The following is a 16,514-nucleotide window of genomic DNA, read 5'->3' on the forward strand; positions in this document are numbered from 1 at the left end:
TGTCCATTTTTTACGATTCTATTTTACTTCACAAATTAAAATTCTTCCGCTTCCGCTAACATTTACTTTTTCACCATTATCTAAAGAAATTGCACTAAACTCACTGAATTTATCTCCCTCAGCAAATAAATTTCCATCATAGTTGAAAACTATTGTAACTTCAGATGTGCCCACTATTTCGACTTCATTTTTCACATCTATACTATACATTTTTCCATCAATGCCTTTTTTTATAATAAGGTTAAAATCTCTAACTTTACTATATCCGGCTACACTGTCCGATCCATCAAAATAATAAATTTCATAAGGTTCAATATTTATATCCGCACCATTATTTATAAGCTTTAAATTTCCATCAAGCGGAGTTATATATCGCATATAATCATTATATGGAGTAAATATACTCTCATCTAAATCACAAGTTGCAGATGATATTCTAAAATCAAAATCTTTTTTTGATACATCGGCATCTTCCGGACTTATAAACAATTGTGAAGTAGTTCCTCCCGACCAATTCGTAGTTTTAAATTCTTCTTTTAATATTTTTTTCATAAAACACCTCTAAATAATAGGTAATAATCTAACTGCCAAATTAAAATAAATTATAAGTACAACAGAGTCAATTATAGTAGTAATAACAGCAGACGCCATAATTGCAGGGTCAATGTTTATCTTCTTAGCAAGCATCGGAAGTGCCGCTCCCAAAAATTTTGACAGTACAACTGTTACGAGCATAGTGAGCGAAACTAAAAGTGAAATTCCAAAATCTACTTTAGAAATAAAAATCATCCTCATAAAATTTACAAAGCTTAAGATTCCGCCACAAATAAGTGCAACACTTATTTCCTTAAAAACTACCTTGAAAGCATCCGATAAATTTATCTCTCCTGTAGCAAGTGCTCTTATTATTACTGTCGAAGACTGCGAACCGGAATTTCCTCCTGTATCTGTAATCATAGGTATAAAAGCGGTAAGGATTAAAAACTGTGCAATAATATAATTATAATTTTCGATAATTCCTGAAGTCAATGTAGCAGAAATCATAAGTACAAGTAGCCATGGAATTCTATTTTTTGCAAGTTCCCAAGTAGACTGATCAAGATACGCATGTTCAGACGGATTTATGGCAGCCATTCTGTGAAAGTCCTCTGTAGCTTCTTCTTCTACAACATCCATTATATCATCAAATGTTATAATTCCACAAAGCCTATATTCACCATCAACTACAGGTAGAGCAATAAATCCATACTTCTTAAACTTATCGGCAACATCTTCTCTGTCATCAAGTGTATTTACACATACAACATCATCAATCATTATATCACTAATTTTTTTATCTTCATCAGATATTACAAGAGTTCTAAGCGATACAAATCCGATCAGCATCTTATATTCATTTTCAACATAACAGGTATAAATAGTTTCCTTATCCATGCCAATCTCTTTTATATGGCTCATTGCATCCCTTACACTCATATCAGGTTTAAAAACAACATACTCTATTGTCATAATAGAGCCTGCTGAATCCTCCGGATAACGCAAAAACTCATTTATTAATTTCCTCTCATTTACAGGAGCATTTGCAAGTACCTTAGTAACAACATTTGCCGGTACCTCCTCAAGAAGGTCAATCATATCGTCAAAGTAAAGCTCATCTACAATTGAATTAAGTTCAGGTTCTGTAATTGAGTTTACAATTCTTACCTGATTATATCTTTCCATATGTGAAAATACTTCTGCGCTGATTTCCTTAGGTAGCATACGAAATATCAAGAGCATATCTTTATCGTCCAAGTCTTCAATTATCTCAGCTATATCAACAACGTTAAGCTCCGTAATACAACTCTTTAATTCCTTTAGCTGCTTTTCTTCTATAAGCTTTCTAAAATAATCTTCATACTCTTTATATTCTTGATAGTCCACAAAATCACCTCTTATGATATCTTATCACAAAAGGTATACATTTTAAAATGCTGCTTCAAAATAAATTTTATGTTTTCCTACATTCAAATTATTTAAAGCTAAAACTTTTTCTTTTACTAAGCTATACTTTTTTTCATCTTAACATTACAGTCGTCAAAATAACAATGAATTTATTTTTGTTAATTTTTCCATATCCTTTTGTATCATCTATATGCTCAACCTTGATAATTTAATATATATTTTTCAATACTTCTTATCTTTTACATATAAAAAAGAACCTTAATAGGTTCTTTTTCTATTTTTTTGAATAAGATTTAAAATTAATATCTTCCATTTTTTCTGCAAGTCTTATAGAATCTCCTATTTCAGATGCCATAAGATGGCTCTTTATCATGTGTACTCTAACCACTTCTGTTCCTAAAAACGATGCTATTGCAGTTAGGTTTGCGGATGATAAATCTCTATTTTGTCTTCCATCTTCCGTTTCAGGATCAATCTCAAATCCCGCATCTTGAATTATGTTGCATATAAATCTCTTTCTTGACACGCCTAAAAAGGCAAAATATCCCATTTTATGAATTAACTCTATATTTTTTATAAGACATAGATTTTCTCTTTTAGTAAGTCCGAATCCTATACCCGGATCAAGCATAATCCTCTCTTTTTCAATTCCACATTCTCTTGCTCGTTGAAGTGACTTCTCAAAGTATAGTTTCATTACTTCTTCTATTTGCATTGTTTCCATTTCAAGAAATTCTTTTTCACTGAATACTCCTTCTCCGCCAAATGAAGGAAATATCTTCGAACCCGGATGATTAGGTCTTGCAATTATCGGATTAAACATTACAATAGCTCCGACTTTAGAATCACCTACCACTTTTGCCATTTCAGGATCACCTAAAAATCCTGTTATATCATTTATTATATCTGCCCCTGCCTCAATTGCAGCTTTTGCAACTTCCGCTTTCCATGTGTCTACTGAAATCGGGATGTCTGTAATTTTTTTAAGTTCTTTTATTACAGGAACTATTCTTTCTATTTCATCGTTGACGCTTACGGGAGTACTGCCAGGTCTTGTTGACTCTCCTCCGATGTCTATCATCTTAGCACCGTCTTTTATAAGCTCCAAGGCTCTATTAACTGCAAGGTCTTTTCCATACCAAAGTCCGCCGTCTGAAAATGAGTCCGGTGTTACATTTACTATCGCACATAGTTTTGTGGAATTTCCACTTGATAATTCTACATTTTTATATCTAAATACTCTTTCCATTTTTACCTCTTATCTTATAAAACTCCTAATATTCTCCACCACGGGAAGTAAAATAATGCAAGAAGTATTAAACTTACTACTGTCATCACACTTCCGAATCTAAACATATACTTGTCAGGATAGTATCCCTTTCCAGCTCCTATCATTACTGTTGCATGATGAAACGGTAATAAGAAATGCACATTTACAATAATATATATCATAAGTGTTATTATTTCCGGTCTATATCCCGAACTTTGTGCTAACGGTATAAGTATAGGCAACACAACCGACATTGTAGCAACTGACGAGCCTATACAGATGTGAAGCACCATTGCAACTATGGCTATTACTATTAAATACTCTGATGTATTTACACTTGGAATTAAAGTTTCAAGCTTACCAAATATCGCATTTGTAACTCCTGCCTGTCCAAATACTTTTCCTATACTGAACACTGTTACTAAAAAAAGTAAGAAATGCGGATTTACAAACTTTAAATCTTCTTTAGATAATATTTTTGCCGCAAACATAATTATTACTGCAAGAAGAGCAACTATCCACGGAGCTATGTGATGCATTGATTCTGTCATCCAAAATGCAATTACAACAAGCATTATTCCTATTCCAAGCTGCTGTTTTGATTTGGAAAGCTCATTATTTTCAAAATTAGATTTTTCAATCATGTGCTCATTAAAATTACTAAGTTCTTTTTTAAATATTATATATGTCAAAAATAAAACTATAACTGATGAGACAATCGATGGTAATGCCATCATTTCAAACCATTTGCCAAAGGTAAGTACGGCTTTTACTTCATCTCCTGAAAAATTAATTGCAGCTTGATTTAATACTATATCTCCACTGCTAAATAGCATATATGTCATTGTTATTCCAATAAATCCGTTAAATATCAATGCCTGTTTTGCTTTTTTTTCATCTTCACTTGATTCTTTTAACAAGCTGTTGTAAATAGCTCCGATAATAATTACCCTTGCGAATGCTTGAGGAATTAAAAATACCAAGACTATTCCAAATATATATGGAAGTAATAAAATTTTAAACATACTTGAGGAGCTTTTTCTAAACAGCTTTTCAAAGTGTTTATGTATAATTCCCGTCTTCATTATACCAACCGATAATAATGTTGATGTCACTATTAAAAACAATGTAGGTGACCATGCAAAATTTATTACATCTACCGCTTTAGTTTTTCCAAAGAAAATAAATGTAGTAAGCAAAATTATGCAAGCTATACTTTTATTCATAGCCTCTATTGCCCAAGTCGCTACCGTAAATATCAATGCTGAAAGTAATATTCTTTGAAAAATTTCCATATCAAAAGGATTTAATATCCCTATCAAAATTGTTGCCGCAAGTATTGCAAGCAAGTGATAAAATTTTATTTTTTTCATAAAACACCCCCTAAAATTAAATAAAAAAAAGCACTGAAACAGTGCTCCCGCATAATTTTTAGGCTATAACCAGCGGAAGCGGAGAACTATCGCATGAACTGTCATTTCGTTTCGTGACAACATCCCATCCACGAACACTTAACGTAGTTTCTCCTACTCTGTTGTTTTAAATTAATGTCATCTCATAACATCATATATCACTTATAACATTATCAGATATCTTTTTATGTCTTCTTTTTATCCACGTCTAATAATACACCTTATTATAGTCGCTTGTCAATTTATATTATTTATAAAAAGTCATTGACCATATCAGTCAATGACTTCAACCTTCTCTTTTAAAAAAATTATTGCTTCCTCAAGCATCTGAGTTGTAAGTTGATGATATGTTTTTTCAAATTTTTCAAAACATATTATCTCCTTATTCTCATATTCACAAACTGCTTTTTTGTAAAAATTTTCCTGTGGAAGCGGATTTACCACATCATCATTTTCTCCATTAAACAAAAGTAGAGCTCTGTCTTTTATGTCCTCCAAATGTATCATAGGATTCATTTGAAGCATAAAATCGTTTATTCTCATTCTCTCATAGCTTATTTCATCCTCATCCTTAATAAGTTCATTAACAAGAGCCTTCCAATCCATACATCCATTGAATATAAGCCCTGCCTTTAAACTCTTTTTAAATGTAAATAAACCTCCTGCCGTCATAGCTCCCATGGAATGTCCGGCAACTATTATATTTTTTTCATCTGCATTTAATTCTTTAACAACATATTCAAATATGCTTGGAAATTCTTCAATATTATGCATTATAACTTCCAATAGATATCTTTTTGTAATATCCAAATCATCATAGTCAAGGCTTCCTCTTTCTCCATGATACTGTGCTTCAGGAAGTATTACCTGATAACCATAATTTGCAAATATTGACGCTCTAAAAATTTGATTTTTAGCACAACTGCTCCATCCATGATAGAAAATTATAGTCTTGTATTTTTTTTCGTCTGTCTTTGGAGTTATTACATATGCCGGAACTTTATCAATATATATTTTTTCAACAGTTGTAAAATTTGATACTAAATATTCCATAGTTCTATACCTCCCAACTTGGCGGAACAATTCCATTTTGTCTTAAAAACTCATTCGCCCTTGAAAATGGCTTTGAGCCAAAAAATCCCCTGTTTGCAGACAGCGGACTCGGATGTGCCCCCGTTATTACAAGATGTCTTTCATTTTTTATAAGAATTTTTTTTGATTTTGCATGATTTCCCCAAAGTATAAACACAACCGGCTCTTGTTTCTCATCTATAAGCTCAATTACTCTATCTGTAAAAATTTCCCAACCAATTTTAGCATGGCTCATAGGACTGTGTGCTCTTACTGTCAAGGTGGTATTTAAAAGCATTATTCCTTGCTTAGCCCAGTTTATCAAAGAGCCTGTTGTAGGAATTTCTATGCCTAAATCGGAATTTAATTCCTTATATATATTTTGTAATGACGGTGGAAGTTTTACTCCCTCTTTTACAGAAAAACAAAGTCCCTGCGCCTGTCCTACATTATGATATGGATCTTGCCCTAATATCAATACTTTCACATCACTATAAGGAGTATATTTAAAAGCATTAAATATTTCATTTGCAGGTGGAAAAATTTCATAATTCTTATATTCATTTATCAAAAGCTCTCTTAGATTTAAATAATATGGTTTTTTAAATTCTTCTGCCAAAAGACCTTGCCAATCATTTTTGAATATATCTTTCATATACATACCTCAACTATACCATAAATCACTTAAAAATCCTCTATTTAATCCGGGATTTATAAATTTTTCAAGTCCCTTCTTATTCTCATTTTTATAGAAAGCTACAATAGTATCTCCCTTTTCAAATACAGTCTTGCCGCGAGGTACCACTGCAGTATTGTCTTTTCTTATTATTCCTCCAATTAATACTCCTTTAGGAATTTCTAATTCCATAAGACTCTTTCCTATCACAGGACTGTTATCTGAAAGCTTTATCTCAGATACTTCAGCTTCTCCGTTAAATGCAAGGTAAATTGAAATTCCTCTATCAAATCTGAGTTTCTTGCTTATTTTATTGCTTGTAATTGTAAGCGGATTTAATACTGCCGTAAAATCCAACCCATCAAGCAGTTTAGAATAGTTTAATGATGTTGCTTTTACCATAACCTGATTTATAGAGAGCTTTAATGCCATCATACCAAGAACCATATTCAATTCATCATTCTCCGTCAATGTAATAAATACATCACACTGCTCAATTTGACTCTCATCAAAAAATTCTGCTCCGGAAAAATCTTTGTTTATTATAAAAACATTGGACATTTTTCTTCTAAGCTCATCTGCTTTTTTTCTATCTTTTTCAATTATCGTAATGTCATGATCCTGTAATGATGAAGCAAGTTGCTCAGATATTCCTCCGCCGCCTACAATAACAACTCTCTTTCTTTTCTTATTGTAAATTTGAAAATGCTTCATTTTAAAGTTGCTTATATCTTTTGTAAGACCCATTAAATATAAATAGTCTCCCGATTCTATAATTGTATCTCCATTCGGAATTATGAGATTATTTTTTCGTTCTATTGCAACTACAAGTATTGTTGAAAGACTTCCTATATCTTTTATTTTCAATCCTTCAAATGATTTATCAAGTTTTACATTATGACCTACAACTTCAATTTTTCCACGCCCGAAACTGTCCGCCTGATAGTTTATATCACTTTTTAATATTGTTTCAATTTCTTTAACTGTCTCACGTGCAGGATTTACAATATAATCTATACCAAGTGAATCTCTCAAATATAAAAGCTGCTCTACTGAATCAGCCTGATTAATTCTTGCTATTGTATATTTTGCTCCAAGTGTCTTAGCAAGAGTGCTTACTAAAATATTTGTCTTATCGGAATTTGTAGCGGCAACTATAAATTCATACTCCGAAATGTTAAGCGTCATAATAAGTTCACGATTGAGCCCATCACCAAGTAATGTTTTTATATGAGGTGATTTTTCAATTTCAGATAGCGCTTTATTGTCATTGTCTATAATTGTTAATTCATAATTTTCATCAACAAGTGATTTTATAATTTTCTGTCCTACTCTTCCTGCTCCTACAATCAATATTTTCATTTTGTACTTCCTTTAACATATCTATTGCCTATTGAATTTGAACTCAAAAGGGCAAGCATCGTAAATATTTCAAGTCTTCCAAGTAACATAAGCATACAGAATAACATCTTGTATCCTACTCCAAAGAAAAAGAAATTCTTTGTAGGTCCCACAGCGGAAAATCCCGGTCCTACATTTGATAACATAGTTACCACGGAAGATATTGATGTCAAAATATCAACTCCACTTAATGCAACTATTGCACTTGCTGTTATAAATATTATTATATATGCTCCTAAAAAAGACATTATTCCCATGACAATTTCATCATTTAAAATTTTATTGTTCAGTTTAATCGGAATTACCGCCTTTGGGTGTAATACCTTTTGAATTTCTCTTTTTACAAGCTTAAACATTACTACAATTCTTACAACTTTCATCCCTCCTGCAGTAGAACCTGCTGACGATCCGATGAAGTATAACACAAGTAATATATATTTTGAAAAACTTGGCCACATATCATAGTCTGCTGTTGCAAATCCCGAAGTGGATGAAATTGACGTAACTTGAAATAATGAATCTATCATAGATCTTCCAAGTGTTCCATAATTATTACAATACAAATTAAATCCGACAATTATTATTGAAAAAATTATTATTCCATAAAATATTCTAAATTCTTCATCTTGAAAAATACTCTTTATTTTTTTCTTATATAATAAATAATATAATGAGAAATTTGTACCGCAAAATACCATAAACATACTCATTACTATGGGAATGTAATATCCCCAGCTGTTATAATGTGCTACCGATGCAGTCTTCGATGAAAAACCTCCTGTACCTACAACTCCAAGTGTATGGATTATTGCATCAAATGGAGTCATTCCCCCAATCAATAATAGTATAAACAACACAATTGTTATAATCATATATATTGAATATAATCTTTTTGCCGTTTGACTCACCTTTGGCTCGATCTTTCCCGCAACAGGCCCCGGAGATTCAGCCTTAAAAATCTGAAACCCGCCAACGCCAAGTTTTGGAAGCAAGCTTATTGTAAATACAAGTATTCCCATACCTCCAATCCAGTGTGTAATACTTCTCCAAAGCACAACTGAAGGAGCTATTACTTCCACATCTTCTATTACACTCGCCCCTGTCGTTGTAAAACCTGAAACTATTTCAAAAAGACAATCTATATATGTAGGTAATGATTTTGAAATATATAATGGTAATGCTCCAAATATAGATGCAAAAATCCAACCTATAGAAACTATAAACAAACCATCTTTCGGTGATATTCTTCCACTTGATGAAGGTGTTTTTTCCATTATAAACGCAGTTATTAAAATTATTCCTATTGTACATAAAAATGCAGATGTAGCACCATCTTTGATATAAAAACTTAAAATTAAAGGTGGCAACATAAATACTGTTTCTATACGCAAAAGCAAGCTCAGTACCTTAAATATAATTGCGAAGTTCACTTATTAATCCACCTCTTCTATGCTTGGGATAAAAAAATCCCTTCACCTTATCTATTTGATCATGCATAAAGAAAACTATTATTCTGTCTTCCGGAAGCAATATACTGTTACCATTTGGAATTATTACATCATTTTTTCTAACTATTGTAGTTATTAAAACGCCATTAGGCAACTTTAAATCTTTTATAGGAACATTAAGTATATCAAGGTCTTCTCCCAATCTTATTTCAGTAAATTCAGTTTCACCGTCAAGCATTAAACTCACACTTAATGAACCTTCTCCTCTTATTATTTTTAATATCTCACTTGCAGTTATAAATGATGTATTAAAAGCGGCATCTACTCCTAATTTTCCGATTATCTTATTATAATTCGGCCTCGAAATTTTAGCTACAGATTTGTAAACTCCCACCTGCTTTACAGTAAGCGCCATAAGTAAATTTGTTTCATCAAACCCCGTTGTTGCAACAAAAGCATCATATGATTCTACAACCTCTTCTTCAAGCAAGTTATAATCTGTTCCATCTCCGTTTATTATAATTGCATTCGGCAACATTTCTTTCAGTTTTATGCATCTGTTCTTATCTATCTCAATAATAGTGGTTTCTATTCCCGCATCATTTAAAAGAATTCCGAGATATAATCCAAGCTTTCCTCCTCCTAAAATCATAACTCTCTTTACAGATTTATGCTTATTAATTCCCGAGTGTTTTCTGTCAAAATCTTCTATATCTTGACTTGCTCCTGCTATTAAAATAACATCTCCTTCTTTTAAAACAGTTGCACCGTTAGGAATAATAGTATTCCCATTTCGAGTTATGGCAGTTATCAAAAGCCCGTCGAACCCCTTTAAATCCATCAGTCTTCTTCCTACAAAATTTTCATCTGCCCCTATATGAAAATCGACAAGTTTAACACGTCCATCTGCAAAATCATCACTCATCAAAAGATATTTTTTCAAAAGATACTTTTCAATGCTGACTGCTGTTGCATAATCAGGATTTATTATTTCATCTATTCCAAGTTCTGTCATTATAAACTTAATTTGATTATGATACTCAGGATTTCTAACTCTTGCTATAACCTTTTTTATTCCAAGTTTTTTTGAAATTGTACTTATAAGTACATTCGCTTCGTCACTTGTTGTTGTGGCAAGAAGCAAATCATAGCTTTGCATATCAAGTTCTTCTAATATCTCAAAATCAAGTGCATTTGCGTTTACCGTAAGTACATCTAATGAATTGTTTATGTTTTCAATTACCTTTTCATTACTATCGAGCATTGTTACATCACATTTTTCAGAAATAAGTGCCGATGCTAATCTAAAACCGAGTTTACCGGCACCTGCTATTAAAACTTTCATAATTTTTCCCCTAATTAAAAATATCTATCTATATTTATTTCATAATTGCATTTTAAAATCTTTTTAAACTCAGATTGTATATACAATTTTAATTCATCACATTCCATGTCATTGTGGACTTTATTTCCATCAACAACTATATCTACCCTAAGTACGCCGTTCTCATAGTATAAATCGTGAAATGACCATACTGTAGGATTTTTTTTAACAATGTCTTTTAGCACCCTTGCAAATTTTTCCTCATCTTCAGAATACATTCCAACCGGATCGACATGAATACTTATTATACAATTAAATTCTGCTTCAAGTTCTCTTTCTATCCTATCTATAATACTATGTGCCCTTACAAGAGACATATCATATCTAAGCTCAACATCAAGTGTTATATACGTCTTTTGCGGCCCAAAGTTTACAACTATAATATCATGAACTCCCAATACTTCATCATATTTTTTTACACTATCCTTAATTTTTTTTACTACATTTCTTGGAGCTTCTCCTATTATTTCACTAAGTGTATCTCTTATAAGCTCATATCCTGAATAAATCACAAAAAGACTTATTAATACTCCTACATATCCGTCTACAAGCCAACCTGTCATTTTATGAACAAATATCGAAATTACTACAACACCGGTTATAATTACATCTCCCATAGAATCTTTGGATTGCGCTTTAGCCGGAAGTGAATTTATTTTCTTTGAAATCTCATCATAAAATACTACCATATATAATTTTACCGCAATTGACAATATCATTAAAAATACAGTAGCGGTCGAATATTCTATATGCTTCGGATGAATAATTCTTCCTATTGAAATTCTTATAAATTCAACCCCTGTTACAAAGACAAAAATCGCAACTACAAGTCCGCTTATATATTCAATTCTTCCATGTCCATATGGATGCTTTTCGTCTCCGGGCATAGTTGAAAGCTTCGCTCCTATAATTGTAGATACAGATGAAATACAATCAGTTAAATTATTTATTGCATCTGCAAGTATTGAAAGTGAATTTGTGAACAAAAACAAAATAACTTTTACAATACACAAAAATACATTTGCAAGCATTCCGGCTATAGAAGTCATTACCGATATTTTTAATCTACTTTCATTTTTTGTTCCATAATTTCCAGCTTTTAATATTTTTTGTACTAACATTTTAACCTCTCCACATAGTTGTAATTATACAATAGAAAATACTCTTAATCAAATACCATAAAGATTTATTCCATATCTATCATAAACTTTTACAATAATATATTATTACTCACTTTTATAATTGAATATTACATAAAAAATAGAAGTCTAAAAACTTCTATTTATATTTTTTTAAAATTTTATTCATAAATATATCCTTACAAATTCCATCCCACCACTGACATTCACAGCACAAACCTCTAAAATCATCTTTTGTAATCTTCTCATTCAGCTTATTTATAAGATCCGAATAACAATATTCTCTTTTCTCTAATTCTAATATGTCTTTAACTCTATTGTCTATCGGCAAAACTACATCATCGCTTTCACAACTTACTCCTCCGATATTGTGAGGACATGCTCCGCATATATTATCATTTTCAAAAACAATCTCTATCTTTAAATCTTTATCACTTCTAAGATTATCAACTATCTTATTCATATTTTCTACAAAACCGTCACTATATCCTGCTCCCATATAGCTCTGAGTACATAGCAAATGATGTGGTCTAAGTTTAATCATATTATCACCCTCTTAATGATAAAGCATAGAAAAATTTTTTACAACCGGCTTATTAAGTTTATTTTTTAACTCCAATCAATTTTATGCTGCAATTAAAAAAATATGAGTTTTATATCCCATTTCTGTTATAATAAACATATGGGGGGGTTTTTATGATTAATAGAATATGTACTTTTTATTTTACGGGAACAAATACCACAAAAAAAGTTGTAAGAAGATTTTCTCGAAGCCTCGGGAAATATCTTTCAATAGATAATTTTTACGACTACAATTTCACAACACCTAAAATGCGTGAAAGTATGCCTGTGTTTAAAGATGGTGATATCGTCATTGCAGGTGTCCCTACAATAGCAGGAAGAGTACCAAATTTACTTCTTCCATATCTAAATACTATTAATGGAAAGGGCGCATTGGGAGTTGCAATTTCTCTATTCGGTAATAGAAATGTAGATGACTGCTTGGTTGAACTTAGAGATTTAATGGAAAACGGCGGTATAAATGTAATTGGTGGAGGAGCTTTTGTAGCTGAACATTCTTTTTCAAAAATATTAGCTAAGGGTAGACCTGATGAAAAAGATTTTGAAATCGTTGATAACTTTGCAAAAGATGTTGCTGAAAAAATTAAATCTAATAATCTTTCAAAGCCTAATATGATAGGCGAAGTTCCATACAGACCATATTATACACCGAGAGACAGACACGGAAATGGAATTAACTTTGTAAAGATAAAACCTAAAACCGATATGTCCCTTTGTATCGACTGCAAAATTTGCGCAAGAGAATGCCCTCTCGGCTCAATAAATTTTGATAATGTCGAAGAAATTCCCGGCAAGTGTATGAAATGTTGTGCTTGTATTAAAAAATGTCCTACAGGGGCAAAATATTTTGACGACGAAGGATATCTGTTCCATGCAAGAGAACTTGAAGATATGTACCAAAGGCGTGCTGAGCCTGAATATTTTGTTTAGGGTATCCGTATGAAATATTCCTATGATACTAAAATCGGTCCTCTAACTATTTATGAGGATAACGGGTACATAACCGAAATAAATTTTAATAAAACTATTCCCGATGAAAATTATGCAGAAAATGAAACAATAAAAAATTGCTTTGATGAAATTTCAAAATATTTAGATGGCAAACTTAAACATTTTACATTTAAATTTAAACTCTCCGGAACTGATTTTGAAAAAAGTGTTTATAATGCTCTTTTAAAAATTCCTTATGGAGAAGTCAGAAGCTATAAGGATATTGCCATTTATATTAAAAACCCGAAAGCATACAGAGCGGTCGGACTTGCAAACAATAAAAATAAACTTCCGATTGTAGTCCCTTGTCACCGAGTTATAGGTGCAAACGGAAAATTGATAGGCTTTGCAGGTGGACTTGATATCAAAGCAAAATTGCTTGAAATAGAAGGCTACTTAAAGAAGTGATATTATGATGTCAAAAACAGTTTCAGACAGAAGAGATATGATACTGAACGGAGATATTTTTAAAAGTCTTTTAATTTTATCCATGCCCACCATTCTGATGGCTTTTGTTCAATCTCTTATACCTTTGATAGACGGATATTTTTTAAATAATTATGGCGGAGTTTTAGTTGCAGGTGCAGTAAGTTTCTCTCAACCTGTCATAAATATATTGATGGGGCTTTCTCAAGGACTTGGTGTTGCATCTATGGCAATAATAGGTCAATATAACGGACGGGCGGAAATAAAAAAAGTAAAGCATTTTTCGTTACAGATATTGATTTTTTCTTTTGGAATGGGAATTTTAACTACACCGCTCAGTATACTTATAGCATTTTTACTTTCAAAAAATGTAGATCCGCAGGTTGCACCATATATTTATAATTACTTGGCAACCTATTCTTTTGTAATGCCGTTATTATTTTTAGCAGCGATATTTAACGGAATTAAAAATGCAACCGGCCAGCCCGAAGCAACTTTTATTAGAATGATAATACTGCTAATTTTAAAGATAATATTTAATTTCATATATCTTGAAATTTTAGCACTCGGAGTTAAAGGTGCCGCACTTGCATCGCTATCATCTTATGTAATTATAGGTATATGGATGTTTTATGATTTGTTTATCAAAGAAAGTGAAACAAAATTAAATCTAAAAAGCTATAAATTTGACTATATTGCAATTAGAGAAGTAATAAAAATAGGAATACCTTCAATGTTTGCATCTACATTTGTATTTTTCGGATTTTTTCTAATTAATATGGAAGTGCAATCATACGGAGCAAAAGTTTTAAATGCTTCCGGTATTGCAAGTAATATAAATTCACTGGCATTTACTGTGCCAAGTTCAATTTCTACAACAGTTACAACTATGGTTTCAATGAATATAGGTATTGGCGAATCTAAAAAGGCTAAGTCTATAATGTATAAAGCACTAATCGCATCCCTTATAATCGGCGTGATCATAGTCATGATATTTTGGCCTACTGCTCCAAAACTTGTAAAACTGTTCCAAAAAAATAATCCAGATCAAGAAATAATGAAAATTGCAACACATGCACTGAATATTTATACATTCTCCGTATTTCCATTTGCAATTTACATGATAATTCAAGGAACATATATAGGACTCGGAAGAACAAAAGCTCCTCTATTCATGGGAGTACTTAGAATTTGGCTATTTAGATTTTTATTCATACTGGCATTTAAAAAATCTCTTGGTGTAAATGCAGTCTTTTGGGGAAATTTGTTCTCAAATTCCTTAGCTGCAATAGTTTTCTTTATAGCTATTCAGTTTGTATCATGGCAATCGACAATTTTAAAAGAAAATTAAAAAAGGTAGAAATAACTACTAAATTTATTTCTACCTTTTATTTATTTTTGTGATAACTCATTTATAAGCTTTACAAAATTTTCTATTTCATTATTAGTATTTAGTATTTTCACAAGTTTATTATACTATCTCTTACATAGTTAGTCAGTGCTTAATATAAATTCTATAATAAAAGTTTTTAATAAACACTTCTATAAATAAATTTCTTATTCTAAAAAACAAAATCTCAAGAGATTTAATCTTGAGATTTTTGTTTTTCTATCAAATTTCTTTGATTTCTTCAATTTTAATATTTTCTAGGCTTCCATGATGTTTTCCAAACTTCTTGATTATTTGAAAGTCTTTCATAATCATGCCCATTACTTGCTTCCATTATTGGATAGTATGCCCAATGATTCTTTGACAAGTCTGTATAGTTTGTTAATTCCATTGCATGACTATCTACATAATTTTTGTCTGCGTATCTATCTAGCATCTTGTTTACTATTGATACTACTTCCGCTCTGGTTATATATTGATCCGGTTTAAAGCTTCCATCTGAATATCCTGATATCCAACCTTCTGCTCTCACGTTTTCAATACTTTCTTTTGCCCAGTGATTATTTAGTATGTCTGCAAATCCACCTGTTGATTTTTTGCTTGTTATAAATCTTGATGCTACTGTTGCAAATTCCGCTCTGGTTACTGAATTTTCCGGTCTGAATGTTCCGTCCGGATATCCTGCAATTACTCCTACTGATGTTAATTGTCCTATATATTCAGCATACCAGCTGCTTCTTGCCACGTCACTAAATGATAATGGATAGTTATCTCCTACGTGCATCTTTTCTGTTAGTAGTCTTGAGAAGATGGCTGTCATTTCTGCTCTTGTTATGTTTCCTTCCGGTTTAAAACTTCCGTCCGGATATCCCATTACGTATGGGAAGTGATCTTTTTTGTTCAGTTTTGGTGCAGGTGTTACTATCACACTTGAAGAGTCTTTTTCTTTTTTACTGTTTATTACTGTTAGTCCCACTTCACTTTTTTCATAGCCGTATGGTACATAATCTCTTCCATTTGAATCTACTTCTTTTACACTAAAAATATACTTGTTACCTTTTTTATCTTCCAAGTTCTGTTTTGTCCAAGTTACTTTTGTTGTCCCTTCTTTTAGTTCTTTTATTTCTGCGTTTGGTACTTCTTCTAAATTGCCTCCTACTATGTTCCTATATAACTTGAACCAAATTGTTGGATGTATCGCTTTATAGTCTCTCCATATTTTATTTGCAGTTACATCCCCTTTTAAAATTGTTGGTGGTACTATCGGTGATACATAAGTGTTTGTAACTTTTAGCCCTTCTATTGATTTTTTATAGTTGGCCGGTACGTTTTCTTCTTTTGCGTAGTATTCAAATTCATTTCCCTTCGGATCGTGTTTTGC

At 31.7% G+C, this 16,514-nt stretch carries 15 protein-coding genes and 1 riboswitch; of the genes, 3 read left to right on the top strand and 12 right to left on the bottom strand.

Annotated elements, in window-relative coordinates; all coding sequences use genetic code 11:
- Positions 1-18: 18 nt before the first annotated feature.
- The 11 genes from M915_RS04295 to M915_RS04345 all read right to left on the bottom strand — a co-directional run bounded on the left by M915_RS04295 (position 19) and on the right by M915_RS04345 (position 12,289).
- On the bottom strand, positions 19-552 hold the full coding sequence (locus M915_RS04295) for a HutD family protein (RefSeq protein WP_036729653.1): 534 nt from the start codon (positions 550-552) through the stop codon (positions 19-21).
- Positions 553-561: 9 nt separating this feature from the next.
- Complete coding sequence (gene mgtE / locus M915_RS04300) at positions 562-1,923, bottom strand: magnesium transporter (protein WP_036729656.1); 1,362 nt, start codon at positions 1,921-1,923, stop codon at positions 562-564.
- 295 nt (positions 1,924-2,218) lie between these two features.
- Positions 2,219-3,193: a dihydropteroate synthase gene (locus M915_RS04305; protein ID WP_036729659.1), complete on the bottom strand. Its 975-nt coding sequence runs from the start codon at positions 3,191-3,193 to the stop codon at positions 2,219-2,221.
- Between the two features lie 14 nt (positions 3,194-3,207).
- Positions 3,208-4,587 (bottom strand): SLC13 family permease, encoded by a 1,380-nt coding sequence (locus M915_RS04310; protein WP_036729662.1) that lies wholly within the window; start codon positions 4,585-4,587, stop codon positions 3,208-3,210.
- Positions 4,588-4,655: 68 nt separating this feature from the next.
- Positions 4,656-4,750: riboswitch (THF riboswitch) on the bottom strand.
- A gap of 149 nt (positions 4,751-4,899) precedes the next feature.
- A complete protein-coding gene (locus M915_RS04315) occupies positions 4,900-5,679 on the bottom strand; it encodes an alpha/beta hydrolase family protein (protein WP_036729665.1) in 780 nt (259 codons plus the stop codon).
- A 4-nt stretch (positions 5,680-5,683) separates the two neighbouring features.
- Positions 5,684-6,352, bottom strand: a complete 669-nt coding sequence (locus M915_RS04320) for a uracil-DNA glycosylase (RefSeq protein ID WP_036729668.1) — start codon at positions 6,350-6,352, stop codon at positions 5,684-5,686.
- A gap of 9 nt (positions 6,353-6,361) precedes the next feature.
- Positions 6,362-7,735, bottom strand: coding sequence for a Trk system potassium transporter TrkA (gene trkA, locus M915_RS04325; protein WP_036729671.1), 1,374 nt, complete (start codon positions 7,733-7,735; stop codon positions 6,362-6,364).
- On the bottom strand, positions 7,732-9,204 hold the full coding sequence (locus M915_RS04330) for a TrkH family potassium uptake protein (protein WP_036729674.1): 1,473 nt from the start codon (positions 9,202-9,204) through the stop codon (positions 7,732-7,734). The genes trkA (M915_RS04325) and M915_RS04330 overlap by 4 nt, the downstream gene beginning before the upstream one ends.
- Positions 9,182-10,567: a Trk system potassium transporter TrkA gene (gene trkA, locus M915_RS04335; RefSeq protein ID WP_009221803.1), complete on the bottom strand. Its 1,386-nt coding sequence runs from the start codon at positions 10,565-10,567 to the stop codon at positions 9,182-9,184. The genes M915_RS04330 and trkA (M915_RS04335) overlap by 23 nt, the downstream gene beginning before the upstream one ends.
- A 14-nt stretch (positions 10,568-10,581) precedes the next feature.
- Positions 10,582-11,727: a cation diffusion facilitator family transporter gene (locus tag M915_RS04340; protein ID WP_036729677.1), complete on the bottom strand. Its 1,146-nt coding sequence runs from the start codon at positions 11,725-11,727 to the stop codon at positions 10,582-10,584.
- Positions 11,728-11,884: 157 nt separating this feature from the next.
- A complete protein-coding gene (locus M915_RS04345; protein ID WP_036729680.1) occupies positions 11,885-12,289 on the bottom strand; it encodes a DUF1284 domain-containing protein in 405 nt (134 codons plus the stop codon).
- 152 nt (positions 12,290-12,441) lie between these two features.
- Here M915_RS04345 and M915_RS04350 point away from each other — a divergent pair, with 152 nt between their 5' ends.
- Genes M915_RS04350 through M915_RS04360 form a run of 3 tightly spaced genes read left to right on the top strand, consistent with a single transcriptional unit; the run spans position 12,442 to position 15,094 of the window.
- Positions 12,442-13,257 (top strand): 4Fe-4S binding protein, encoded by an 816-nt coding sequence (locus M915_RS04350; protein ID WP_036729682.1) that lies wholly within the window; start codon positions 12,442-12,444, stop codon positions 13,255-13,257.
- Positions 13,258-13,266: 9 nt separating this feature from the next.
- On the top strand, positions 13,267-13,725 hold the full coding sequence (locus tag M915_RS04355; RefSeq protein ID WP_036729685.1) for a methylated-DNA--[protein]-cysteine S-methyltransferase: 459 nt from the start codon (positions 13,267-13,269) through the stop codon (positions 13,723-13,725).
- A gap of 4 nt (positions 13,726-13,729) precedes the next feature.
- Positions 13,730-15,094 carry an MATE family efflux transporter gene (locus M915_RS04360; protein WP_036729688.1) on the top strand — a complete coding sequence of 455 codons (1,365 nt, stop codon included), beginning with the start codon at positions 13,730-13,732 and terminating at the stop codon, positions 15,092-15,094.
- Between the two features lie 286 nt (positions 15,095-15,380).
- Here M915_RS04360 and M915_RS04365 read toward each other — a convergent pair.
- A partial coding sequence (locus tag M915_RS04365; RefSeq protein ID WP_036729691.1) for an S-layer homology domain-containing protein occupies positions 15,381-16,514 on the bottom strand: 1,134 nt, incomplete at its 5' end.

The organism is Peptoniphilus mikwangii (assembly GCF_000468535.1).
GTDB classification, from domain to species: Bacteria; Bacillota; Clostridia; order Tissierellales; family Peptoniphilaceae; genus Anaerosphaera; species Anaerosphaera mikwangii.

Coding starts and splice junctions, on each gene's coding strand:
- M915_RS04295 (WP_036729653.1), bottom strand. CDS start 552: ATGAAAAAAATATTAAAAGAAGAATTTAAAACTACGAATTGGTCGGGA.
- M915_RS04305 (WP_036729659.1), bottom strand. CDS start 3,193: ATGGAAAGAGTATTTAGATATAAAAATGTAGAATTATCAAGTGGAAAT.
- M915_RS04310 (WP_036729662.1), bottom strand. CDS start 4,587: ATGAAAAAAATAAAATTTTATCACTTGCTTGCAATACTTGCGGCAACA.
- M915_RS04315 (WP_036729665.1), bottom strand. CDS start 5,679: ATGGAATATTTAGTATCAAATTTTACAACTGTTGAAAAAATATATATT.
- M915_RS04320 (WP_036729668.1), bottom strand. CDS start 6,352: ATGAAAGATATATTCAAAAATGATTGGCAAGGTCTTTTGGCAGAAGAA.
- trkA (WP_036729671.1), bottom strand. CDS start 7,735: ATGAAAATATTGATTGTAGGAGCAGGAAGAGTAGGACAGAAAATTATA.
- trkA (WP_009221803.1), bottom strand. CDS start 10,567: ATGAAAGTTTTAATAGCAGGTGCCGGTAAACTCGGTTTTAGATTAGCA.
- M915_RS04340 (WP_036729677.1), bottom strand. CDS start 11,727: ATGTTAGTACAAAAAATATTAAAAGCTGGAAATTATGGAACAAAAAAT.
- M915_RS04345 (WP_036729680.1), bottom strand. CDS start 12,289: ATGATTAAACTTAGACCACATCATTTGCTATGTACTCAGAGCTATATG.
- M915_RS04350 (WP_036729682.1), top strand. CDS start 12,442: ATGATTAATAGAATATGTACTTTTTATTTTACGGGAACAAATACCACA.
- M915_RS04355 (WP_036729685.1), top strand. CDS start 13,267: ATGAAATATTCCTATGATACTAAAATCGGTCCTCTAACTATTTATGAG.
- M915_RS04360 (WP_036729688.1), top strand. CDS start 13,730: ATGATGTCAAAAACAGTTTCAGACAGAAGAGATATGATACTGAACGGA.